We start from the raw sequence: 22,356 nt of genomic DNA, 5'->3' as shown, positions 1-22,356 counted from the left end.
CAGGGGAAATGATAATGAAAAAAGTATTACTTGCCGCGCTGCTCGCCAGCGTCACCCTTTCCGCTACCGCAGCCCAGACGATTCGTTTCGCGACTGAAGCGTCTTATCCTCCGTTTGAATCCATTGATGCGAACAATAAAATTGTCGGCTTTGACGTGGATCTGGCAAACGCCCTGTGTAAAGAGATCGACGCAACCTGTACCTTCAGCAACCAGGCGTTCGACAGCCTGATTCCAAGCCTGAAGTTCCGCCGTATCGACGCCGTTATGGCCGGAATGGATATCACCCCTGAGCGCGAAAAACAGGTTCTGTTCACTACCCCTTACTACGACAACTCTGCCCTGTTTATTGGTCAGAAAGGCAAATTCACGTCGGTTGATCAGCTGAAAGGCAAGAAAGTGGGCGTGCAGAACGGCACCACGCACCAGAAATTCATCATGGATAAACACCCGGAAATCACCACCGTTCCGTATGACAGCTACCAGAATGCGAAGCTGGATCTGCAGAACGGCCGTATTGATGGCGTGTTCGGCGACACCGCCGTGGTGACCGAGTGGCTGAAAGCCAACGATAAACTGGCGCCAGTGGGCGATAAAGTGACCGACAAGGATTACTTCGGCACGGGTCTGGGTATTGCCGTTCGTCAGGGCAACACTGAGCTGCAGCAGAAATTCAACGCTGCGCTAGAAAAAGTGAAGAAAGACGGCACCTACGAAACCATCTACAAAAAATGGTTCCAGAAGTAATTCCTGATGAATGAAATTTTTCCTTTAGCAAGCGCCGCCGGGATGACCGTCGGCCTTGCCGTTTGCGCACTGATTATCGGCCTTGTGCTGGCGATGATCTTTGCAGTATGGGAATCAGCAAAATGGTTCCCTGTCGCATGGGCCGGCTCAGCACTGGTCACCGTGCTGCGCGGGCTGCCTGAAATTCTGGTGGTCCTGTTTATCTATTTTGGCTCCTCGCAGCTGCTGTTAACGCTGTCGGACGGCTTCACCCTCAATCTGGGTGTGGTGCAGATCCCGGTGCAGATGCAGATTGAGAACTTTGACGTCAGCCCGTTCCTGTGCGGCGTGATTGCCCTCTCTCTGCTCTATTCCGCGTATGCTTCGCAAACCCTGCGCGGTGCGCTGAAAGCGGTTCCGCAGGGACAGTGGGAGTCTGGCCAGGCGTTAGGCTTGTCGAAATCGGCGATCTTCTTCCGTCTGGTGATGCCACAGATGTGGCGTCATGCGCTGCCCGGGCTGGGTAACCAGTGGCTGGTACTGCTGAAAGATACCGCGCTGGTAAGCCTGATCAGCGTGAACGATTTAATGCTGCAAACCAAAAGTATCGCGACCCGTACCCAGGAGCCGTTTACCTGGTACATCGTGGCGGCGGCTATCTACCTGGTGATCACGCTGGTGAGTCAGTACATCCTCAAGCGCATTGATCTGCGTGCGACGCGCTTTGAACGGAGACCAGGCTGATGCTTGAATATTTTCCGGAGCTGATGAAAGGGCTGCACACCAGCCTGACGCTGACCGTCGCATCGATCATCGTGGCGCTGATCCTGGCGTTGATCTTTACCATCGTCCTGACGCTAAAAACGCCGGTGCTGGTATGGATTGTGCGAGCCTACATTACCTTGTTCACCGGTACACCGCTGCTGGTGCAGATCTTCCTGATTTACTACGGCCCGGGTCAGTTCCCGTCGCTGCAGGAGTATCCGGTTATCTGGCATCTGCTTTCTGAGCCATGGCTATGCGCCCTGATTGCCCTTTCGCTGAACAGTGCGGCCTATACCACGCAGCTGTTCTACGGGGCTATTCGTGCCATCCCGGAAGGGCAATGGCAGTCCTGTGGTGCGCTGGGCATGAGCAAGAAAGACACGCTGGCTATTTTGCTGCCGTACGCGTTTAAACGTGCGCTCTCCTCCTACTCCAACGAAGTGGTGCTGGTTTTCAAGAGTACGTCTCTGGCCTACACCATCACGCTGATGGAAGTTATGGGCCACGGGCAGCTGCTCTACGGACGCACCTATGACGTCATGGTGTTTGGTGCCGCGGGCGTGGTCTATCTGGTGGTGAACGGTTTGCTGACGTTGATGATGCGCCTTATCGAACGTAAAGCGCTGGCGTTTGAGCGCCGTAATTAATCACAGATTTGCATAAATTTTATTGACGAAGACGGGCAAGTCTAACGACTGCCCGTCTTTTTTTATGGGTTAAATAATATTTAATCATTTTTATTGAATATAAATTCATTAAATGGCATTGTATTTCCATGCCGCAGACACGGCGCATAAGACAGACTGACAGACGGGAGCATTACAATGAAAAAGTTAGTTCTGGCCGCTTTACTGGCCACTTTCGCCGCTGGCGCATCAGCTGCAGATAAAATCAACTTCGGCGTTTCGGCCACCTATCCGCCGTTTGAGTCGCTGGATGCCAGCAACCAGATTGTCGGTTTTGATATCGACCTCGCCAAAGCCCTGTGCAAACAGATGCAGGCCGACTGCACGTTCACTAACCATGCGTTTGACAGCCTGATCCCGTCGCTGAAATTCAAAAAATACGACGCGGTGATCTCCGGGATGGACATCACCCCAGAGCGTAGCAAGCAGGTTACCTTCACCGACCCGTATTACGCCAACTCGGCGGTGGTCATTGCGAAGAAAGGGGCTTACACATCCTTTGACCAGCTGAAAGGCAAACGCATTGGGATGGAAAACGGCACCACGCACCAGAAATACCTGCAGGACAAACATCCTGAAGTGAAAACCGTGGCCTATGACAGCTACCAGAATGCCATTATCGACCTGAAAAATGGCCGTATTGATGGGGTCTTCGGTGACACTGCGGTGGTGAACGAGTGGCTGAAAACCAACCCACAGCTGGGCACCGCGACCGAAAAAGTGACCGATCCACAGTACTTCGGTACGGGCCTGGGCATTGCGGTGCGTCCGGATAACAAAGCCCTGCTGGAAAAACTGAATGGCGCGCTGAAAGCAATTAAAGCTGACGGCACGTACAAGAAAATCAGCGATCGGTGGTTCCCGCAGTAACAGCTTTTTGTCGGGTAGCCTGGCCTACGGGGGTGGTCTGTAGGCCGGGCAAACCCGGCAATTTCACAGTGGAACAAAGAAGCGAAAACGAGCCCCGTTCGTGGACTCCATCAGCTTGATCCCCCCGCCGTGCAGTTCCAGCATGCGTTTCACAATCAACAGCCCCAACCCGCCACGGTTTTCCCGTGATGCCTGCGGATTTAACGCCGAAGGACGCTCAAACAGATCGTTGCGAAGAGAAGCATCAACGCCGGTTCCATTATCAGCCACCTCAACCTGTAGCTGCGCGTTCTCCTGCCAGACCGCCAGACGAACCTCTCCGCCGGTCGGCGTATGCCGCATCGCGTTATCCAGCAGGTTAGTCACCACCCGCTCAATCATCGAGACATCGGCATTCACCAGCGGCAACGGGCCCGGTACATCAATGCGCAGGTTCACCTCCCGCGTACGGGCCGTGAGTTCAAATTTCTGCGCCACGTCTGAAATCAGCTCACCCATGGCAAAACGCTCGCGCTGCGGTTTGATGCCGCCGTGCTCAAGGCGCGCCAGTTCAAACAGCTGCTGCGAAAGATGACGCACTTTCTGACCCTGGCGCAGCGCCGTGGCGAGATACTGCTGGTGTTCCTGCGGCGTCAGCGTCGCGGATTTCAGCGACAGCGTTTCGAGATAGCCCAGCAAGGAGGTGAGCGGCGTGCGTAAATCGTGCGAAATATTGGCGATAAACTCCCGGCGCTGGCGATCGCTGTCGGCCAGCTGATCCCACTGCAGGGTGATTTTACGGGCCAGCTCGATAAACGTATTGCGCAGCGTGGCCACTTCATCCTTTACCGTGGTTTCTGTAGGCTGCGCCGCCAGCTGCTTAATGGCGCTAATGCTGTCCTGCTCCAGCCCGGCCACTTCCTGCGTGAGACGTTTGACCGGACGCGTTACCCAGTACCAGACCAGTAACCCCGCCAGCAAACCAAACAGCGCGACCCACATCAATGACCACAGGACGGTGCTCCAGAGCGCCTGATGCCAGGCCATCTCCGCCAGCGCGTTTGACTCTTCGCCCTGCAGAATAATGTACAGATAGCCTTTCAGTTCTCCGTCCTGACGCAACGGCGTTGCGCTGAAAACCTTTTTGTTCTGGCTTCGCGGGTCATCGCCCAGTACCGGCCGTGCGGCATCACTGAGGAAAGTCTGCACCGGCCCGAGGTCGATTTTTTGCCGCTGGATATGCCCCGGTGGCGCGGCGTCAGCCAGCAGTTCGCCATCAGGCGAGACAACGTACAGTTCGACGCTTGGATTGAAGGTCATCAGCCGGTCAAAGAGCGGTTTCAGCGCGTGGCGGTCAACCCTGCCCTGCGCATCCAGAATCGGTTCCCGCTGGACAATCTGCTGCGCCAGACCACCGGACAGCCGCTGCACCATTGCATTACCGTACTGCGTGGTGCTGTAAAGTTGCACCGCGCAGGCGATGGTCGCACAAAGCGTCAGCAGCAGAATAAACAGCAGCGTCAGGCGCTGGCTCAGGCTAAAGCGGCGCATCGTTTGGCTCCGCAAATTTGTAGCCTTTGCCCCAGACGGTGCGAATGATCTCCGGCTCGGCGGCGTCCTTCTCAATCTTGATGCGCAGGCGGTTAATGTGGGTGTTGACGGTGTGTTCGTAACCTTCGTGCTGATAGCCCCAGACCTGTTCCAGCAGCGCCAGACGCGAGAAAACTTCACCGGGATGACGGGCAAAGAAGTACAGCAGTTCAAACTCGCGCGGGGTGAGATCCACCACCTGGCCGTGCAAAAGCACGCTGCGCGCCAGCGGGTCGAGCGTCAGGCCGTGAGCCTGAATATTCCCGGCACTTTGCGCCTGCCCCATCGCCTGCTGGCGCCGGAACAGCGCCTTGATACGCGCGATCAGCTCCTGTACCGAAAACGGCTTGGCCAGATAATCGTCCGCCCCGGTTTCCAGCCCGGTAATACGGTCGATTTCACTGCTGCGGGCGCTGATGATGATCACCGGCAGGTAGCGGGTCATCTGGCGGATGCGACGGCAAATCTCCAGACCGTCGACATTGGGGAGCATTAAATCGAGGATCACCGCGTCCCACGGCTGCTTTTCGAGGCGCTGTAAGGCATTGCCCCCGTCGGGCTCGTGGGTGATGGCGTAGCCTTCATCTTCTAAGTTGAGGCGCAGAAGCGCCGCGATATCGTGGTCATCTTCCACCAGCAGGATCTGCTTCATGGGTAAGCCTTCTTCAATTCTGATGAGATAAGCTTACCTGATTTCGCAGGCGGACAGAGTTCACATTTTGTTTAAGATTTAACGAGTAGCGTCAGGACTTCATAATGCGCGGTATGCGGGAACATATCGAACAGCTGGACGCGTTCAATGCGGTAGCCCGGCAGCGTCGCGATATCTTTTGCCATCGTCTGCGCGTTGCAGCTGGAGTAGACGATGTAGTCCGGTGCCATCTGGCTCAGATAGTCGCACAGCGCTTTCCCGATGCCCCGGCGCGGCGGGTTCACCAGCACCAGTTCAGGCACATTGTCCTGCCCCGTCGCGAACTGCGTGGAGTCCAGCGCCTGGAAGTGCAGCCGGGTCAACCCAAGCTCTGCAGCAGACTGTCTGGCACAGGCAATCGCTTCGGCGGAGATCTCAATCCCGGTAAGCTGCATGTCTGGCGTGGCGCAGTGCAGACCGAAGCCGCCCACCCCGCAGAACAGATCCCACATATGATGGATATTTAACGCCCGCACCCAGTCACGGGCAGTGGCATAAAGCGCACTCGCGACGGTCGGGTTGGTCTGGAAGAAGCTTTGCGGACGGATCCACAGCGGTACATCGTTGAACGTTTCTGCCAGCGCATGCTGTTCGGTGAAGAAGATCTCCCGCTCCCCTTCCATGATAGCCATATGCACCGGCTGAATATTCGCAGTGATAACGGTTAACTGCGGAAGCTGTTGCTGAAGCCATGGCAACGCAGCGCGAAGCTGCTCCACCTTGGCTTCTGAGCGCAGAACAAAGCGCAGCATCATGCTGCCGTCTAGCTGGCTTTCGGTAAGAAGAAGGTATTTGAGCTCGCCGCGCTTGCGGGCAACGTTATAGGGCGTTAACCCGGCACGGGCAATAAACGGTTTGAGCGCAGCAAAGACCGGCGCAAACGAGGCGGGATAAAGCGGACAGTCGGTTAAATCTTCAGGCGTACCCTCGCGATGCAACATGCCCAGCAGCGGTTTTTCAACACTGCCGCTCACCACCATTTTGGCTTTATTACGAAAGCCCTGCTCCGGCCCGCTGACGGGTGCGCACCATTCCCCCACGGCATGGTCTGCCAGCAGGTGTTGCAGGTCGGCCATTTTGGCGGTGAGTTGCTGAGAAACCGGCTGTTCTATCCACTGACAGGAGCGGCAGCGACCGGCGTCATAAAGTGCGCACTGCATATCAAAACCTTAAGAATCACGAGGGCTGCGATTATACACATTATTGCAGCTGGAAGAACCGCCGACTGGAAGCAGGCACGAACAGGAAGAACAGCACCAGCATATCCGGGAGTTTTTGCAAAAATAGCGCGTGCAAAATCTCGCGTTTTGATCCACCCGCAATGCTGAACAGTTCCGGATAGCCATACCCCAGCGAGGCGGCCCACAGATAGCTCGCCGCCGTAATTTGCGTCAGCAAATAGACCCAGCGTGCCCAGTTGCGTCCTCTGACCAGCGAAAATGCGCAGTAAATCTCGATAAACACCAGTACCAGGCTGCTCAAAAAGACCAGCGTCAGGTTCCACGTCTGTACGCTGCGGTGAATGAATTCAGCCATACCGCGCACACCCAGGGTGTTAAGGATCATCAGCACATCAAGACAGCGGATCATAATAATAGCGAGCGCCGCCACCTGCACCAGTGCAGGAACGTTTGGACGAGCGTGCGTAAGACGTGATTTTTTTAATAATCCCAATGTTTTACTTCCCTGAAAAACAGTGCCGCGTCATGCGCGGCACATCACTGGAAATTTTAAATCCTTCAGCCGCGTCTTGCACGCTGGATATCACGCACACGTTGTTTTTCCGCGCGCGCCATCAAATACCAGGCGATAAATCCGACAATTCCGACCACCCCGAGGATAATCGAGGCCAGGGCGTTAATCTCCGGATTGACCCCCATGCGTACGCTGGAGAAGACCAGCATAGGCAGCGTCGTCGCGCCCGGTCCTGAGACAAAGCTGGCGATAACCAGATCGTCGAGCGACAGCGTAAACGCCAGCAGCCAGCCGGAGATCACCGCCGGCATAATCATCGGCAGCGTGATGATGAAGAAGACCTTCAGCGGCGTCGCACCGAGATCCATCGCCGCCTCTTCAATGGAGCGGTCCAGCTCGCGCAAACGCGAAGAGATAACCACCGCCACGTACGCGGTACAGAAGGTGACGTGCGCCAGCCAGATGGTGAGCATCCCGCGATCTGCCGGCCAGCCAATGGCATGCGCCAGGGCCACGAACAGCAGCAACAGCGCCAGACCGGTGATAACGTCTGGCATAACCAGTGGCGCGGTAATCATAAAGGCAAAGCCGTTCGACCCCCGAAAACGCCCGAAGCGCACCATCACCAGCGCGGCAATGGTCCCCAGCACGGAGGCCATCGTGGCCGCCAGCGCGGCGATGGTCAGGCTCAGCCCCACCGCGCTCATCATCGCGTCATCATGGAACAATTCGCCGTACCAGCGCGTCGACCAGCCGGCCCATACCGTTACCAGTTTGGAGCTGTTGAACGAGTAGATCACCAGCATCAACATGGGTGCATACAGGAAAGTAAAGCCAATCACCAGGATGGCAATTCGCCACGGGGAGCGCACTACCGGTAAGTTGTTCATCCGTGGTCTCCCATCTGTTTCTGCTGATGTTTGTGGAACCACATGATCGGTACGATCAGCAGGAGCAACATCACGATCGCCACCGCAGACGCCACAGGCCAGTCGCGGTTATTAAAGAACTCCTGCCACAGCACACGCCCAATCATGATGCTGTCCGGGCCACCGAGCAGTTCCGGGATAACAAACTCCCCTACCGCCGGGATAAAGACCAGCATCGACCCGGCAATAATGCCGCCCCGGGTCAACGGAACGATAACGCTGAAGAAGGTTTTAAGCGGGCGGGCACCAAGGTCAAGCGATGCTTCCACCAGCGAATAATCGATACGCGTCAGCGCCGTATAAATTGGCAGCACCATAAACGGCAGATAGGCGTAAACAATCCCGATATAGACCGCGAGATTGGTATGCAGGATTGTCAGGGGCTGATCGATAACCCCAAGCCACATCAGGAAGTTATTCAGCACACCGTTGTTTTTCAGGATCCCCATCCACGCGTAGACGCGGATCAGGAACGAGGTCCATGACGGCAGGATCACCAGCAACAGCAGAATGTTGCGCGTCGAGGATTTACTGTGCGCCACGGCCCATGCCAGCGGGTAACCCAGAAGCAGACAGCAGATCGTCGAGATCGCCGCCACCTGCAACGACTGCAGATAAGCTTCGAAATAGAGCGGATCTTCCGTCAACTGCAGGAAATTGCCGAGGTTAAGGGTCAGCGTCAGCTGTCCGTCAGCCCAGTCCAGCAGGTTGGTATAGGGCGGGATCGCCCGCGCCATTTCCGCCAGGCTTATCTTAAAAACGATCAGGAACGGCAGCAGGAACAGCAGGATCAGCCACACGTAAGGCATGGCAATCACCAGCTTGCGTCCGTGGTTCATCTGCATTCGCGCCAGCCAGTGCGCAAAGCCACCCGGTTTTTCAACGCGGGCTGGAGGTTCTAAGGTACTCATTGTCCGCTCCTTATACCGTCAGCACTACACAACTGTCCGCATCCCAGCACAGGCGCACTTCATCGCCCCAGGTCGGCTGTCCCTTGCGATAACGATGTTCGTTCTGCAGCTGGGCGCTGAGCATCTGCCCGCTTTTCAGACGCACATGGTAGATGGAGAGGTCGCCCAGGTAAGCAATGTGCACCACTTCCCCGACGGCGAAGTTAAAGCCATCGGCAGGCGGATCTTCGCACAGCATGATCTTCTCCGGGCGGAGCGCGACATACACCGGCACGTTATCCACCACCGAGCTATCCGGATCGACCTTAAGCGGATGCTGCAGCCCCGGCGACTCAATCACCAGACCGTCATCCTCGCGCGATTTCAGCAGCCCTTCGAAGACGTTGACCGACCCGATGAACTCCGCGCTGTAGCGGGTGGTCGGATGCTCATAAATCTCTTCCGGCTCGCCAATCTGTACGAACTTACCGCGGTTCATGATCGCAATACGCCCGGCCATGGTCATCGCTTCTTCCTGGTCGTGGGTAACCATCACGCAGGTCACCCCCACGCGCTCAAGGATATCCACCACTTCCAGCTGCATACGGTCACGCAGTTTTTTATCCAGGGCACCCATCGGTTCATCGAGCAGCAGCAGCTTTGGCCGTTTCGCCAGGCTTCTGGCCAGCGCCACGCGCTGACGCTGGCCACCAGAGAGCTGATGCGGTTTACGCTTCGCGAACTCCTGCATGTGCACCAGGCTGAGCATCTCTGCCACGCGGGCGGCGATTTCGGCTTTCGGCAGTTTGTCCTGCTTAAGACCAAAGGCGATATTCTGCTCCACCGTCATATGCGGGAAGAGCGCGTAAGACTGGAACATCATGTTTATCGGGCGCTGATACGGCGGCACGCGGGAAAGATCGACACCATCCAGCATGATTTGCCCGGCGGTAGGCTGTTCAAAACCGGCCAGCATACGCAGCAGGGTCGATTTACCGCAGCCAGATGCGCCCAGAAGGGCAAAAATTTCACCTTTGTAGATAGTCAGGCTGACGTCGTCCACGGCATGCTGACCATCGAAAGATTTGGTGAGGTTACGAATTTCAAGAAGCGGGGTCAGCGCTTTACGGACTTTCGCCTGCGGGCGGGGGATCGCGTCATTCACGGGGTGCTCTCCGGCAGAAATCAAAACTGGTGCAAACGCACCATCAGGGTGCGCATCGTCGGGCGGCGCTCACGCCAGCCCGACCGACGGGTTTAGCAGGCCCGGTGAGCGTTTTCGCCACCGGGCAACCGTACCGGACGCCGTTATTTACCGCTTTTCACTTTGGTCCACGCACGGGTACGTACGCGGTCAATTTTTGGATCCTGAACTTTCAGGGTGAACAGCTTGGCAAACACATCCGCCGGCGGATAGATAGCCGGGTTATTGCGGATCTCTTCGCTGACCAGCGGCACAGAGGCCTTGTTGCCGTTAGCGTAGTAGACGTGATCGCTGATATGCGCGATGACTTCCGGACGCATCAGGTAGTTAAGGAACTGGTAAGCTTCGTCTTTGTTTTTCGCGTCAGCCGGCATGGCGAAGACGTCGAAGAACGCCAGCGCGCCCTCTTTCGGAATGAAGTAGGAAACATTCACGCCGTTTTTGGCTTCTTTGGCGCGGTTAGCCGCCTGCCATACGTCCCCTGCCCAGCCAATCGCCACGCAGATGTCGCCGTTTGCCAGGTCGTTGATGTACTGCGAGGAGTGGAAGTAACGAATGTTCGGACGCAGCTTCAGCAGCAGATCGGTTGCCGGGCCGGTGTAATCATCGGCCTTGCTGCTGTTAGGATCTTTGCCCAGGTAGTTCAGCACGGTGGCGAAAATCTCTTCTGGCGCATCCAGGAAAGAGACGCCGCAGCTTTTCAGCTTCTCAAGGTTTTCCGGCTTCAGCACCACGTCCCAGCTGTCGAGTTTGACATCTTTACCCAGCACCGCTTTGACTTTATCGACGTTATAGCCAATACCGGTGGTCGCCCACAGATACGGCATCGCGTATTTGTTGTCCGGGTCATGCTTGGCGACCAGTTTAAGCACTTCCGGATCGAGGTTTTTCCAGTACGGTAATTTGCTCTTATCGAGCGGCTGGAAGACACCTGCCGTCAGCTGACGCTCAAGGAAACTTGCGGAAGGTACCACCAGGTCAAAACCGGTACTGCCCGCCATCAGTTTCCCTTCCAGCACTTCGTTGGAATCGAAAACGTCATAGACCACTTTAATGCCGGTCTCTTTTTCGAAATTAGCGACGGTATCCGGCGCGATATAGTCAGACCAGTTATAAACGTGCAGCGTTTTTTGTTCCGCAGCGAGCGTGCCGGCAGAGACGGCCATCAGAGCACCCGCAACCAGACCCGATAACCATTTTTTATTCAAGGCGATCATATCGTTATTCCTTCTGAAAGCTCGTTAACAAACGAACTAAAACTGTGCAATCTGAAGATATGCAATAATCATGCATAGTTTGTCGCTCTGCACGAAATAAAAAGAAACCTCTTTACCCGGCAGGATCCGCTCGCTTTTTTAAGCATCGCAAGAATAACTGTAGCCCGTGTCTCCGGCTATAGCCCAGACGAAAAAACGCCTTTTATCAATTTTTTATGCAGGTTATGTCTACGTGATAAGCCGAAATGGCGTTTGGGGAGGTGAAAAATTCTTTAAAGAAAGGTTAAAAGCAGCAGAAAAAATGGCGTTATGCAGCCGCTATGGCAGCGACTGCGCAAAAGTCAGACAGGCTTAGTGAAGAAAATTGGGAGATGCATCATTATTCTCTGCATCATCTTCCGCGCTATACAGCAGATGGTGCGCATTCGCTTCCATCATTACCATCGAAATTTGCTCTTCACTCAAGCGCATAAACCAGGAGAACTGCTTGAAAGAGAGGCCGGCACCGGAGAATAAAGACTGGCAAACGACCAGTTTTGGCAGATTATCATCCTGTATATCGAGAAATGCTTTCACCGTCAAAGAACTGGCGTTGATGGCCGACAGGTCAGAGGCCAGTGCCAGCAGCGCAGACGGTTTCACTTCGGCCAGCGCAGAGAAGAGGATCACGTCGTTAATGAGATCGATTTTGGCATCGAAAATACCATCGAAATTTTGCATATGAGGCAAATGCAGCGCCTGGCAGGAATCACATTCAAAGAAAGTGATACCGGCATCATCGAGCCATTGACGTAACGTATCCAGTGTTGGAACGACCTGTAAATCCATCGCGGTGCAGCCTCTTTATTAAAAACTTCGCATAGAGTACGCAAAAAGTGCGCTGTAATCCATTTAACCGCCCGTTTTCAGACAGTAGCCCGGCGTTGCGTGGCGCTCGACCCATGAGATCATTTTACCCGCAATATCGACCCCGGTGGTTTTTTCCACCCCTTCCAGTCCCGGTGAGGCATTCACCTCCATCACCAGCGGCCCGCGCGTCGCCCGCAGTAAATCAACACCCGCCACATCCAGCCCCAGCGTTTGCGCCGCCTTCACGGCAATCTCACGCTCGCGATCGCTGATATCCGCGACTCTCGCCACGCCGCCACGGTGCAGATTAGAGCGGAAGTCGCCCTCTTTTGCCTGGCGTTCGATGGCCGCAACCACCTCGTTACCGACAACAAAACAGCGAATGTCGCGCCCTTTGGCTTCTTCAATGTACTCCTGCACCAGAATATGGGCATTCAGCCCACGAAAGGCGTCAATCACGCTTTCCGCCGCCTGCCGCGTTTCGGCCAGCACCACACCAATGCCCTGAGTGCCTTCCACCAGCTTGATCACTAACGGTGCGCCACCCACCATATCGATTAAATCGCTGGTGTCGTCCGGTGAATGCGCAATGCCGGTAACCGGAAGATCGATTCCCTGCCGGGCAAGCAGTTGCAGCGAACGGAGCTTATCGCGGGCGCGAGATATCGCAACGGATTCATTGAGCGGATAGCTGCCCAGCATCTCAAACTGGCGCAACGCGGCCGTGCCGTAATAGGTTATCTGGGAGCCGATGCGGGGGATAACCGCATCAAAATGCGGGAGCTTACGGCCTTTGTAATGAATCGATGAGGCAGCAGGATCAATGTTCATATAGCAGGACATCGGATCGAGGATCTCAACCTGATGCCCCCGTTTTGCCGCCGCTTCTCGCAGGCGTTTACATGAATAGAGCGTTCCATCCCGGGACAAAATGGCAATTTTCACCCTGCACCTCTCTAAAGACATGGAAAAAGCCTGCGTATCATACACGCAGGCAGGCGCAGGATGAATGGGCTATCGTGTCGCCCAGCCCTGTTTGTGCAGATAGTCGAGAATAAACGGGCGATTCTCTTTAATGATGGTGCGACGAATGTGGTCACTCCAGGTATCGCGACGGTTATTGCTGTCGCGTGTCATGTAGTAGTGCGCCAGCTCTTCATCGTATTGCGCCAGCACATCCTGATCGACAGGCTGGTAATGGTTTTCATGCACCAGCATCGCCGCAGGCAGGCGCGGCTTGAGGTCCGGGTTATCCGCAGGCCAGCCAAGGCACAGGCCAAACAGGGGCAGAACATGTTTTGGCAGCTTCAGCAGTTCGGTAACGCTTTCGATATTGTTACGCAGCCCGCCGATGTACACGCCGCCCAACCCCAGCGATTCCGCCGCCGTGAACGCGTTTTGCGCCATCAGCGCGGTGTCCACGACGCCCAGCAGCAGCTGTTCGGCAAGGCCAAGCTCGGCTTGCGGGCAGATCTGCAGATGGCGGTTAAAATCGGCGCAGAACACCCAGAACTCGGCTGCCTGTGCCACATGCTTCTGTCCACCGGTGAGGGTCACCAGTTGTTCACGCATTGCCGGGTCGGTAATACGAATAATGGAGCTGCACTGCAGGAAGCTGGAGCTGGATGTCGCCCTTGCACTGTCAATAATGGCTTCACGCTGCGCCGGCGTTATCGGCTCGTCGGTGAAGTGGCGAATTGAACGATGGGAACGTAGCAGGTCTATGGTTGGCGTCATCTTGTCTCTCTTTGTCTTGCGTGAATCATATCGCAGCCAGTATAGGCAATGATGCGCGCGATGTAATTGGCGAAACATAGCTGAGAGGTATTATAACGACAGGCGAAACCTTCTTTAATGACGGCAGGTTATCGGGCACTATAGACCCATTCGCCGTCAGGCTTGTTTTCGAGGAGAGAGAAATGTTTGCAGTAATTTTTGGTCGTCCAGGGTGCCCTTACTGTGTGCGCGCGAAAGAGCTGGCTGAGAAACTGACCGAAGAGCGTGATGATTTTAACTTCCGTTATGTTGATATCCACGCGGAAGGGATCAGCAAAGCCGATCTGGAAAAAACCGTGGGTAAACCGGTTGAAACCGTACCGCAGATTTTCCTCGATCAGAAACACATCGGCGGTTGCACAGACTTTGAAGCATACGCTAAAGAGCATCTGGGCCTGTTTGCCGCTCAGTAATGCTAAGACGCCCTCACCCTGAGGGCGTTTTTATTTGTGCTGTCTGCGCCGGGCCAACATGCTCTGGACAAACAAAAAGCATAGCGCCCCCAGTGCGCACCAGAAGACGCCACTCAGCAACCACGCCAGCTCCTGCCAGAAACTTCGCGTAGAAATATACAGTGACCGCATCAGCAGCAGACACAGCGGCGCTGCAAGTATTGCGCCCAGTAACGGTTTCACCACTTCCCCCCGGCGGGAGAGAAAACTGGCAGCAGCCCCTGGCAGTGTGAAAAAGAGCAGCCCCAGCTCCGGATGACCCGACGCCCTGAATGCTCCCTTCACATTAAAAGCGAGGGACATGCAAACGACAATGAACAGCAAAAAGCAGCTGATCACCCCCGCCCAGTTTCGTTTAATGTTCAAACTATCCTCCTGACTTATCTCTATCAAATACACTTTCGTCGGGTAGACGCCCAGTCAGATAAAGCAATGCGGCAATCCTTGCCAAAGTACACACAGGGTGAAGCGATAATAGGTGGCTGTCAGTAGCTAATACGATTAAACTAACCGCCAGCTAATGTTTTAGGGAATAAAGCTGGAAACAGGGAGCGTGAAAGCCTTTCCCTGACCCAGAAAACAGTAGCCCAAAAAGTCCTTTCATTCAACAACTTACTGGTAAACAAGAAGTTAGCCTCCGTGAATATAAACGTCGCAGACTTGTTAAATGGGAATTACATCCTGTTATTATTTGTGGTACTGGCGCTGGGCCTTTGCCTGGGTAAATTGCGCCTTGGTTCGGTTCAACTTGGTAATTCCATTGGCGTTTTAGTCGTCTCACTATTATTAGGCCAGCAGCATTTCAGCATTAACACGGACGCGCTCAACTTAGGTTTTATGCTGTTTATTTTTTGTGTTGGTGTGGAAGCCGGGCCCAACTTTTTTTCAATTTTCTTCCGCGACGGCAAAAATTATCTGATGCTGGCGCTGGTCATGGTCGGCAGCGCGCTGCTGATCGCCTTAGGGCTGGGTAAACTGTTTGGCTGGGATATCGGGCTAACGGCCGGTATGCTCGCCGGCTCGATGACCTCCACGCCGGTGCTGGTGGGTGCAGGCGATACCCTGCGCCACTCCGGCATGGCCGGTGCGCAACTCTCTACCGCGCTCGACCACCTGAGCCTGGGCTATGCCCTGACCTATCTGATTGGTCTGGTGAGCCTGATTGTGGGCGCCCGCTACCTGCCAAAACTGCAGCACCAGGATTTGCAGACCAGCGCTCAGCAAATTGCCCGCGAACGCGGTCTGGACACCGACAGCAAGCGTAAAGTCTATCTGCCCGTGATTCGCGCCTACCGCGTTGGGCCAGAGCTGGTTGCATGGGCGGACGGGAAAAATCTCCGCGAGCTGGGGATTTACCGCCAGACAGGCTGCTATATCGAACGTATTCGCCGTAACGGCATTCTGGCAAACCCGGACGGCGACGCCGTGCTGCAGATGGGCGATGACATTGCCCTGGTCGGTTACCCGGATGCCCACGCCCGCCTCGACCCGAGCTTCCGCAACGGTAAAGAGGTGTTTGACCGCGATCTGCTCGATATGCGTATCGTCACCGAAGAGATTGTGGTGAAAAACCATAACGCCGTCGGCCGTCGTCTGGCGCAGCTGAAGCTGACCGATCATGGTTGCTTCCTCAACCGCGTGATCCGCAGCCAGATTGAGATGCCAATCGACGACAACGTCGTGCTGAACAAAGGCGATGTTCTGCAGGTCAGCGGCGATGCGCGACGCGTTAAAACCGTTGCGGACCGCATCGGCTTTATCTCTATTCACAGCCAGGTCACCGACCTGCTGGCCTTCTGCGCCTTCTTTATCGTCGGCCTGATGATCGGGATGATCACCTTCCAGTTCAGCAACTTTAGCTTTGGCATCGGTAACGCTGCCGGGCTGCTGTTCGCCGGCATCATGCTGGGCTTCCTGCGAGCGAACCACCCGACCTTCGGCTACATTCCGCAGGGGGCGCTCAATATGGTGAAAGAGTTTGGTCTGATGGTCTTTATGGCGGGTGTCGGCTTAAGCGCCGGTAGCGGCATTGGCCACAGCCTGGGGGCTGTTGGCTGGCAGATGTTGGTTTCCGGACTTATCGTCAGCCTGGTACCGGTAGTGATTTGCTTCCTGTTCGGTGCCTATGTCCTGCGCATGAACCGCGCCCTGCTCTTCGGGGCAATGATGGGGGCCCGTACCTGCGCCCCGGCAATGGAAATTATCAGTGATACCGCACGCAGCAATATTCCTGCGCTGGGCTATGCGGGCACCTACGCTATCGCTAACGTACTGCTTACGCTGGCGGGTACGCTGATCATCATCATCTGGCCTGGACTCGGATAACTCTTAAGTTCTGCGCACGACGAAAAAATTTTCGTTACGCGCAGAACTTTTTTATCAGGGGGCAGTCATAACTATTGCCACTGCTTTTCTTTGATGTCCCCAATTTGTGGAGCCCATCAACCCCGCCGTTTTGGTTCAAGGTTGATGGGTTTTTTGTTGTCTGAAATTTACCATCTATTAAATCAATCACTTACATCACCACTCTCCCATGCATGGCGACAAAGTGGCGACAGCGCTTTTGCTATGGCGACAGCAATCAATAAAAAACCCGCCAGCAGCTGGTCAATATCAGTAAGCTAATTGTTCCTGCATTCCTTTCGGATGTGGCGGTGCGGCGCTGATTTTTTGCGGACGGCACACGGACCGCACAAACGTCTCATGCGTCACGAACGTATGACCGCACTCAATATTGGTGCACTGGTTGTATCGTTCTTTGGTCTCACTGGAAACCTGAAAACTACTGCGTGTATGCGCGGCCTGACCGCACATTGGACAATTCATCATTTCGTTCAGCCCTCACTCTTAACCAGTTCGCAATAATGATACATCATTGTTCTCAATTTAGAACTAATCATTCAGCGTCGAACTCATCTATTTTCACTTCGAGATCCAGACTGGTCGTAAACCCGTTATCCGGGCTGACGGTATGCGTCAACGTGGTGATGGTCCACTCCGCATCATCAATGGGCTGCTTAAAGCCGCTCACCTTCACCGGCATTTCGGTATACAGATCAGCCCGTCCCTCTGCGAGCTGCAGGGAGAATGTTGCAACCCCGCGCTGCAGGCGCTCCCACTGCATCTTTGCCGCTCGCTCTGCATTGCTGCGGTTTGCATAAGTTCTGTTGAGTACCAGCACGTTTTCATCCGTTCCCACCAGGTAATCTCCCTGTTTTGCTTCCGGCTCCTTTGCCGCGGTGGTTTTCTTTCGACGGCGCTTTACCTTTGCTGCCTCTTTTTTCTTTGGCTCACGGGTATGGAGCCAGCTGGCAATCACCCCCGTATAGGCATCACGATCTGCCAGGGTAAAACGATGACCGTCACCAGCCTGGCGGGTGATGGTGATAACCGGCAGCAGCTTACCGCTTGCCGTTCTGCCCCGCCCCTGGCGGATAAACAACAGATTGCCGTCCTTAACTGAGGCTATCGCTCCATACTGCCGCGCCAGCTTCATCAGGAAACTCGCATCGCTCTCGTTGGTCTGGTCAAGATGATCCACAGGCTTGTCCATCAGGTCCTGGCCCAGCGCCATCTTTAATTTATGCCTGGCCGCGATTTCCTTCACGACTTCGCCCACCGTTGTCTGGTGCCAGGACTTTTCACGCCGCGTGTTCAGGGTTTCACGAAAATCTGCACTACGTGCGCGAATTGTGAGACGGTCAGGCGCGCCGCTGTGCTCAATCTCATCGACAGTAAAAGCCCCTTTGGGAAAAAGCGGCTGACCTTTCCACCCCAGCGCAAACTGAATAATGGCTCCCCGACGCGGCAGAACGATTTGCCCGTCCGAGTCGTCCAGTTCCAGATCAAGCTGGTCCGCCTCAAAGCCCCGGTTATCCGTCAGCGTCAGACTCATCAGGCGCGCATCCAGCACGGTAGTCACATCTTTACCTTCAATGATGATGCTGAAACCGGGGGTTTTACTGTTCAGGTTCAGGAGTTCAGAGCTGAAATTCACTGCAGTAACCCTCCAACCGTATTTTTCATCTTGCCTATCGCAGAGGTGGCGGAGTCCTGCAAATTACTGAGCTGATCGCTAAGGCTGCCAAACATATCGGTCAGCGATTCGTCCACCCTTTTCAGGCTCAGCGAAAATTCGATGCGCCGGGGCATACCACTCTCAAAAAATTCTGTTTTTGTCTGGCTCAGACTCTCGATCACAAACATGCCGTAAATCGTCCCGCTCCCCTCAATCAAAGGCCAGGCTTTTCCCAGCTCCGCCATCTGCTCCAGCGCCAGCAAAGACAACCTGCCGCCGGTAATCTCCGGCAGCAGGACGCCGGACAGAGTAAGCGTATCGTTATCCGGTCCAAGAAACTGCGTTGACGGGCGCCGGTTAACCCGGCTGTTGGCTGCGTGCCGCCAGCTGCGCTGATACTGCAACTCCTGATAGGGCACGGTTCGCAGCATGAATACGTACAACCCCAGCACCATCATCATTATTCGTAACCCCCTCGATCACTGAAATTACTGCGTGTTTTTGCCCTGGCCCTGCGCTCACGCTCATCAAGCTGCCGGGCCACTTCGCGGGCAATATCCTGCGCGCTTTGCCCTGGCTGGGCGACAATATGAATTGGCGCGCTTATCTCGTACTTAATTACCTGCGGCTGTCTCTCTGCCTTTGCCGACAGCGCCGGTTGCGTCCTGGCGGGCACACTGTACGGATGAAGTGGTGCGGCCTCTGCCGGGGCAGCCGCCAGTCCCATTACGCCAGCGACGACGGAAGCGAACATCTTCTGGCGCATAGCCATCGGGTCAGCCCTGTTATCCGTGATTTCCGTAATGGCCGGTGCTGGCATGACAGCTGCAGCGATATCAGCCAGCTCCGCAGTACGATCCCGGCCGGGAAGATTTACCGCGGCGTTAACAATCTCAGGCGGCAGTATTAACCTGCTTGCAGGCCGTTGCTCCGGGCTGGCTGTTACATCACGAACGGGGCTTACCGTTGCCGCCAGTTTCACCAGTTCAGTAGTACGATAGATCACCGGATGATTTGCCGGACCGTTCACACTATCAGGCGACAGAACTATCCCGCGTTCAGGACGCTGTTTAGCGCCGGTCGGTTTCGTCCGGGAAGGATTGAGCGTTGCCGCCACCCTTGCCAGATCAGCAGTCCGTTTCCTGCCGGTGACATTGGCGGGTCCGTTAACAATCTCAGGGCCATTCTCGCCAACAATACCGAACTGGCCGCGCGGAATGGTACCGCCGCTGTCGTACATGCCTGCAAAACCCATCGTCGGGAATCCGCCAGGCGGCAGCACCACTTTACCGTCTGCGTTTACCGTGGCTGGCTGCTGCCGCGTGACCTGCTCAGGAAGCTTCGCTTTTGCCGCCTCCTTGCTGACGACACCGAGTTTTTCAAGCAGCCAGGAGACGCCCGATTTAAGCGAATCCAGCGGGTGCATGACCATGTTCAGCCCTGCCGCCAGCGCTTCCCCAAACTGCCGCCCCATCGACGCCGCGTTTTGCAGTTCTGCAGCGGTGGACTTAACCGGCGTCAGCAAGTCAGTAAACCAGCCCCACAACGCCTTTACCTTGTCGCCAATCCACTGGAAAACAGGCTGCAGAGGCTCAAACGCCGCACTAATAGGCGCAGCTGCAGCTTTGAAGCCTTCAACCACTCCACCTAAAAACGCGCTTATCGGCTGCCAGTATTTCCAGACAACCAGCGCAACGCCAGCCAGCGCCGCAACAACCAGCCCTATCGGACTAAGTAGCGCGCCCAGCAATCCTGAAATCCCGTACAGCGCGACGCGAAGCAGAGCCAGCGGGCCGGACGCCAGAAAACGCACCACGCCACCGGCTGCGGATAACCCCCCGCGCAACGCGGCCAGCGGATTCATTACCATGCCGATAATGTTGCGAATACCAGACATTCCGCTGCGAAGGACAGCAAGCGGAGCACCGGCCAGCGCTTTCAGCGCATTGCCAGCCAGCCCGGCAGAACGGCGCAGGGGGTTAAGGGGAGACGCTAGCAATCCGGCGCTACTGCCGGATGCAGCCAGGCCACGGCGCAACAGGGAAAGCGGCGCATTTGCCAGCCAGGACAGCGCGCCGCCGGTGCGGGTCACTGCAGACATAACGGAGGGGAGTGTTTTTACACCCAGCACTGACAGGCCTAAACGGATCACCGCCAGTGGCCCCAGCACGGCAGCCACGGCCACCGCCAGCGTACCGAGCACAACGGTGATCGCAGCAGTGGCCGCCGCCACTTTCATCAGCGTACCTGCCAGCTGCGGGTTAGCCTCAACCCATCGACGCAGTGCCCCGGTAACGCTTTTGACGTACCCCATGATATCCATCAGCGGCTGGCGCAGGGTTTCACCCAGGCTACTGCAAGCGTTCTGTGCGCCCGTTTTCACAAGCAACCACTGCGCTGAAAGTGAATCCTTATTAATATCGGACTCTTTCTGCATGGAGCCGTTAGCCTCAGTGCCTGAGGTGAGTTTCAGCTGTCGCTGCAGCTCCGGCAGGTTGTTCGCAAGCTTCGCCGCATCATCGCCAAACTCTTTGCCAAATATCATCGTCATGGCGGACAGGCGTTTATCCTGCGGCAGCTTGTTAACCTTCTCCAGCACGCGTTGAATGGTCCCCATTGCGTCCTTTGTCATCTGCTTTTCAATCTCTTCGGGATTGAGTTTCAGCAGATCCATACCTTCCATGAACCGCTTGCTCTGCATGGTTGCAATCGACAGTTCGCGCACCATCGCATTTGATGCGCTGGCGGCAATTTCAGGCGCGGCGCCCAGAGACAGGAAGGTGGAACCCAGCGCGGCCGCCTTTCGGAAATCAAGCCGGTCGGCAACGCCCCCCATGCGCTGCAGCACATTGATGATATCGCCGCCCTTAGACATAGCGTTATCGTCCAGATAGTTCAGGGCATCGCCAAGCTGTTCAATGTTGCGCGTCGGCACTTTATACAGCTGCGCGATTTTACCCAGCCCCTCCGCCAGCTCATCAGCAGGCAGCTCGAACGCCGTTGCGGCCTTTGCTGCAGTGGATGCAAAGGCCAGCAGGTCACGCTTCTGGTCTTCGTAAGAATCACTCTGGTTTGTCACACCCATGCGGGCGCCACCTTCAACCAGTGCGGCATAGTCGATGGCGCCATTCTCCATCGGCAGCTGTTCACTGGCGGCCTTGATGGCATCCTGCATGTCATAAAACTGTTTCGTGCGGTTGCCGTTGTCGTCCCGCAGCCCGTTCATCTGCTTTGCCACGCCTTTCATGGCATCTTCCATGCTGGCATAGCTTTTAACGGCTGCCATCACCGGCGCGCCCATCGCCAGCCCGGCGGCAGTAGTCGTTGCTCCGGCGCCCGCGATACGATCCCGCACCTCAAGTCGCCGGGAATACTGATCGCGGACGGCGTTCATTCGGGCCTGCTGCTCGCCCAGGCGTTTAAGGGATTTCTGCTGTCGGTCCAGCGCCTGCCGGGTTTCGTCGGCATTCTCCCGCAGCTCCCGCTGTGCACTGCTCAGCTTTTTGGTGTCCAGCCCGGCCTCATTGAGCGCAAGACGCTGACGCTGCACCGACTGACGCAGGCCGTTGTATTTACTTTGCAGCTCGTTAACGCGGTTTTTTGCCTGCTCAAGCAGACGAGCCTGCGCCGCCGTCGGGCGGTTAGTGGCCGAGAACTGCGTGGCAAGTTTCGCCGCTTCTTCGCGTGCGGCTTTAAGACTGTTGCCGGTGACGGCGAGCTGCGCGCTTGCCTTGCGGAAACCGTCAATACGGCCCGCCTGGGCGTCCAGTTCTTTTAATCTTGCGCGACTTTGCTGAATGGCGGTAGCCAGCTCTTTAGAGCTGGCCTGCGCTGATCGGAATGGGCGGGTGAGCTTATCAACCGCATTTAGAATTACCTGCAAACGCAGGTTAGTGTCACTCATCGCTGGCCCCGCTTCTCTGAATCGCTTTATGCCGCCACTCCAGCACTTCGGTCAGCGGCATAACGTCAGTGACGGACGGCGGCCAGTGAAAAATGGTGGCAATATCAGCCACCAGG

23 protein-coding genes are annotated in these 22,356 nt (G+C 55.8%); 6 read left to right on the top strand and 17 right to left on the bottom strand.

What is annotated here, in order from left to right:
* The first annotated feature begins 14 nt into the window (after positions 1-14).
* The 4 genes from artI (at position 15) to artJ (ending at position 3,046) form a co-directional block, all read left to right on the top strand.
* The gene (artI, locus tag AC2FAP_RS02060; RefSeq protein WP_020884864.1) at positions 15-746 is read left to right on the top strand and encodes an arginine ABC transporter substrate-binding protein ArtI; all 732 of its coding nucleotides are present in this window, start codon (positions 15-17) and stop codon (positions 744-746) included.
* Between the two features lie 6 nt (positions 747-752).
* Positions 753-1,469 carry an arginine ABC transporter permease ArtQ gene (artQ, locus tag AC2FAP_RS02055; RefSeq protein ID WP_014169322.1) on the top strand — a complete coding sequence of 239 codons (717 nt, stop codon included), beginning with the start codon at positions 753-755 and terminating at the stop codon, positions 1,467-1,469.
* Positions 1,469-2,137 carry an arginine ABC transporter permease ArtM gene (gene artM / locus AC2FAP_RS02050; protein WP_014169321.1) on the top strand — a complete coding sequence of 223 codons (669 nt, stop codon included), beginning with the start codon at positions 1,469-1,471 and terminating at the stop codon, positions 2,135-2,137. The genes artQ and artM overlap by 1 nt, the downstream gene beginning before the upstream one ends.
* Positions 2,138-2,314: 177 nt before the next feature.
* Positions 2,315-3,046 (top strand): arginine ABC transporter substrate-binding protein ArtJ, encoded by a 732-nt coding sequence (gene artJ, locus AC2FAP_RS02045; RefSeq protein ID WP_040017023.1) that lies wholly within the window; start codon positions 2,315-2,317, stop codon positions 3,044-3,046.
* A gap of 63 nt (positions 3,047-3,109) precedes the next feature.
* On the opposite strand, the gene AC2FAP_RS02040 is transcribed toward artJ, so the two are convergent.
* The 11 genes from AC2FAP_RS02040 to nfsA form a co-directional block, all read right to left on the bottom strand.
* Positions 3,110-4,576 carry a sensor histidine kinase gene (locus tag AC2FAP_RS02040; protein ID WP_073395821.1) on the bottom strand — a complete coding sequence of 489 codons (1,467 nt, stop codon included), beginning with the start codon at positions 4,574-4,576 and terminating at the stop codon, positions 3,110-3,112.
* Positions 4,563-5,267: a response regulator transcription factor gene (locus AC2FAP_RS02035; RefSeq protein ID WP_073395820.1), complete on the bottom strand. Its 705-nt coding sequence runs from the start codon at positions 5,265-5,267 to the stop codon at positions 4,563-4,565. Before AC2FAP_RS02035 ends, AC2FAP_RS02040 begins: the two co-directional genes overlap by 14 nt.
* 71 nt (positions 5,268-5,338) lie before the next feature.
* The gene (rlmC, locus tag AC2FAP_RS02030; protein WP_049023301.1) at positions 5,339-6,466 is read right to left on the bottom strand and encodes a 23S rRNA (uracil(747)-C(5))-methyltransferase RlmC; all 1,128 of its coding nucleotides are present in this window, start codon (positions 6,464-6,466) and stop codon (positions 5,339-5,341) included.
* A gap of 40 nt (positions 6,467-6,506) precedes the next feature.
* On the bottom strand, positions 6,507-6,980 hold the full coding sequence (locus AC2FAP_RS02025) for a YbjO family protein (RefSeq protein WP_014169315.1): 474 nt from the start codon (positions 6,978-6,980) through the stop codon (positions 6,507-6,509).
* A 65-nt stretch (positions 6,981-7,045) separates the two neighbouring features.
* Positions 7,046-7,891 (bottom strand): putrescine ABC transporter permease PotI, encoded by an 846-nt coding sequence (gene potI, locus AC2FAP_RS02020; protein ID WP_020884869.1) that lies wholly within the window; start codon positions 7,889-7,891, stop codon positions 7,046-7,048.
* Positions 7,888-8,841, bottom strand: a complete 954-nt coding sequence (gene potH / locus AC2FAP_RS02015; RefSeq protein WP_014169313.1) for a putrescine ABC transporter permease PotH — start codon at positions 8,839-8,841, stop codon at positions 7,888-7,890. Before potH ends, potI begins: the two co-directional genes overlap by 4 nt.
* 10 nt (positions 8,842-8,851) lie before the next feature.
* Complete coding sequence (potG, locus tag AC2FAP_RS02010; protein ID WP_049023300.1) at positions 8,852-9,985, bottom strand: putrescine ABC transporter ATP-binding subunit PotG; 1,134 nt, start codon at positions 9,983-9,985, stop codon at positions 8,852-8,854.
* A gap of 143 nt (positions 9,986-10,128) precedes the next feature.
* Positions 10,129-11,241 (bottom strand): spermidine/putrescine ABC transporter substrate-binding protein PotF, encoded by a 1,113-nt coding sequence (potF, locus tag AC2FAP_RS02005; RefSeq protein WP_410392350.1) that lies wholly within the window; start codon positions 11,239-11,241, stop codon positions 10,129-10,131.
* Positions 11,242-11,592: 351 nt separating this feature from the next.
* Positions 11,593-12,069: a YbjN domain-containing protein gene (locus tag AC2FAP_RS02000; protein ID WP_014169308.1), complete on the bottom strand. Its 477-nt coding sequence runs from the start codon at positions 12,067-12,069 to the stop codon at positions 11,593-11,595.
* 63 nt (positions 12,070-12,132) lie between these two features.
* Positions 12,133-13,035: a 30S ribosomal protein S6--L-glutamate ligase gene (gene rimK / locus AC2FAP_RS01995; protein ID WP_020884872.1), complete on the bottom strand. Its 903-nt coding sequence runs from the start codon at positions 13,033-13,035 to the stop codon at positions 12,133-12,135.
* 69 nt (positions 13,036-13,104) lie between these two features.
* The gene (nfsA, locus tag AC2FAP_RS01990) at positions 13,105-13,827 is read right to left on the bottom strand and encodes a nitroreductase NfsA (RefSeq protein WP_025204598.1); all 723 of its coding nucleotides are present in this window, start codon (positions 13,825-13,827) and stop codon (positions 13,105-13,107) included.
* Between the two features lie 182 nt (positions 13,828-14,009).
* Here nfsA and AC2FAP_RS01985 point away from each other — a divergent pair, with 182 nt between their 5' ends.
* Complete coding sequence (locus AC2FAP_RS01985) at positions 14,010-14,279, top strand: GrxA family glutaredoxin (protein ID WP_014169305.1); 270 nt, start codon at positions 14,010-14,012, stop codon at positions 14,277-14,279.
* A 30-nt stretch (positions 14,280-14,309) separates the two neighbouring features.
* Here AC2FAP_RS01985 and AC2FAP_RS01980 read toward each other — a convergent pair whose 3' ends face one another.
* Positions 14,310-14,684 (bottom strand): inner membrane protein YbjM, encoded by a 375-nt coding sequence (locus AC2FAP_RS01980; protein ID WP_449541360.1) that lies wholly within the window; start codon positions 14,682-14,684, stop codon positions 14,310-14,312.
* A gap of 273 nt (positions 14,685-14,957) precedes the next feature.
* On the opposite strand from AC2FAP_RS01980, the gene AC2FAP_RS01975 reads away from it, so the two are divergent.
* Positions 14,958-16,643, top strand: a complete 1,686-nt coding sequence (locus AC2FAP_RS01975) for an aspartate:alanine antiporter (protein ID WP_014169303.1) — start codon at positions 14,958-14,960, stop codon at positions 16,641-16,643.
* Between the two features lie 288 nt (positions 16,644-16,931).
* Here the strand turns inward: AC2FAP_RS01975 and AC2FAP_RS01970 are convergent, their stop codons facing one another.
* The 5 genes from AC2FAP_RS01970 to AC2FAP_RS01950 all read right to left on the bottom strand — a co-directional run bounded on the left by AC2FAP_RS01970 (position 16,932) and on the right by AC2FAP_RS01950 (position 22,352).
* Positions 16,932-17,147 (bottom strand): ogr/Delta-like zinc finger family protein, encoded by a 216-nt coding sequence (locus AC2FAP_RS01970; protein WP_012016760.1) that lies wholly within the window; start codon positions 17,145-17,147, stop codon positions 16,932-16,934.
* 67 nt (positions 17,148-17,214) lie between these two features.
* Positions 17,215-18,315, bottom strand: coding sequence for a phage late control D family protein (locus AC2FAP_RS01965; RefSeq protein WP_449541361.1), 1,101 nt, complete (start codon positions 18,313-18,315; stop codon positions 17,215-17,217).
* Positions 18,312-18,797: a phage tail protein gene (locus AC2FAP_RS01960; RefSeq protein WP_449541362.1), complete on the bottom strand. Its 486-nt coding sequence runs from the start codon at positions 18,795-18,797 to the stop codon at positions 18,312-18,314. The genes AC2FAP_RS01965 and AC2FAP_RS01960 overlap by 4 nt, the downstream gene beginning before the upstream one ends.
* A complete protein-coding gene (locus tag AC2FAP_RS01955; RefSeq protein WP_485452822.1) occupies positions 18,797-22,240 on the bottom strand; it encodes a phage tail tape measure protein in 3,444 nt (1,147 codons plus the stop codon). Before AC2FAP_RS01955 ends, AC2FAP_RS01960 begins: the two co-directional genes overlap by 1 nt.
* Complete coding sequence (locus AC2FAP_RS01950; RefSeq protein ID WP_007848878.1) at positions 22,233-22,352, bottom strand: GpE family phage tail protein; 120 nt, start codon at positions 22,350-22,352, stop codon at positions 22,233-22,235. The genes AC2FAP_RS01955 and AC2FAP_RS01950 overlap by 8 nt, the downstream gene beginning before the upstream one ends.
* Positions 22,353-22,356: the final 4 nt, after the last annotated feature.

Source organism: Enterobacter cloacae complex sp. 394I7 (genome assembly GCF_057320345.1).
Note: the sequence above shows the minus strand (reverse complement) of the source record. Positions and strands in the feature narration are given on the sequence as shown.

Bases quoted from the DNA above. Each gene is read 5' to 3' on its own strand.
- artI (WP_020884864.1), top strand. From the start codon at position 15: ATGAAAAAAGTATTACTTGCCGCGCTGCTCGCCAGCGTCACCCTTTCC.
- artQ (WP_014169322.1), top strand. From the start codon at position 753: ATGAATGAAATTTTTCCTTTAGCAAGCGCCGCCGGGATGACCGTCGGC.
- artM (WP_014169321.1), top strand. From the start codon at position 1,469: ATGCTTGAATATTTTCCGGAGCTGATGAAAGGGCTGCACACCAGCCTG.
- artJ (WP_040017023.1), top strand. From the start codon at position 2,315: ATGAAAAAGTTAGTTCTGGCCGCTTTACTGGCCACTTTCGCCGCTGGC.
- AC2FAP_RS02040 (WP_073395821.1), bottom strand. From the start codon at position 4,576: ATGCGCCGCTTTAGCCTGAGCCAGCGCCTGACGCTGCTGTTTATTCTG.
- AC2FAP_RS02035 (WP_073395820.1), bottom strand. From the start codon at position 5,267: ATGAAGCAGATCCTGCTGGTGGAAGATGACCACGATATCGCGGCGCTT.
- rlmC (WP_049023301.1), bottom strand. From the start codon at position 6,466: ATGCAGTGCGCACTTTATGACGCCGGTCGCTGCCGCTCCTGTCAGTGG.
- potI (WP_020884869.1), bottom strand. From the start codon at position 7,891: ATGAACAACTTACCGGTAGTGCGCTCCCCGTGGCGAATTGCCATCCTG.
- potH (WP_014169313.1), bottom strand. From the start codon at position 8,841: ATGAGTACCTTAGAACCTCCAGCCCGCGTTGAAAAACCGGGTGGCTTT.
- potF (WP_410392350.1), bottom strand. From the start codon at position 11,241: ATGATCGCCTTGAATAAAAAATGGTTATCGGGTCTGGTTGCGGGTGCT.
- AC2FAP_RS02000 (WP_014169308.1), bottom strand. From the start codon at position 12,069: ATGGATTTACAGGTCGTTCCAACACTGGATACGTTACGTCAATGGCTC.
- nfsA (WP_025204598.1), bottom strand. From the start codon at position 13,827: ATGACGCCAACCATAGACCTGCTACGTTCCCATCGTTCAATTCGCCAC.
- AC2FAP_RS01985 (WP_014169305.1), top strand. From the start codon at position 14,010: ATGTTTGCAGTAATTTTTGGTCGTCCAGGGTGCCCTTACTGTGTGCGC.
- AC2FAP_RS01970 (WP_012016760.1), bottom strand. From the start codon at position 17,147: ATGATGAATTGTCCAATGTGCGGTCAGGCCGCGCATACACGCAGTAGT.
- AC2FAP_RS01960 (WP_449541362.1), bottom strand. From the start codon at position 18,797: ATGATGATGGTGCTGGGGTTGTACGTATTCATGCTGCGAACCGTGCCC.
- AC2FAP_RS01955 (WP_485452822.1), bottom strand. From the start codon at position 22,240: ATGAGTGACACTAACCTGCGTTTGCAGGTAATTCTAAATGCGGTTGAT.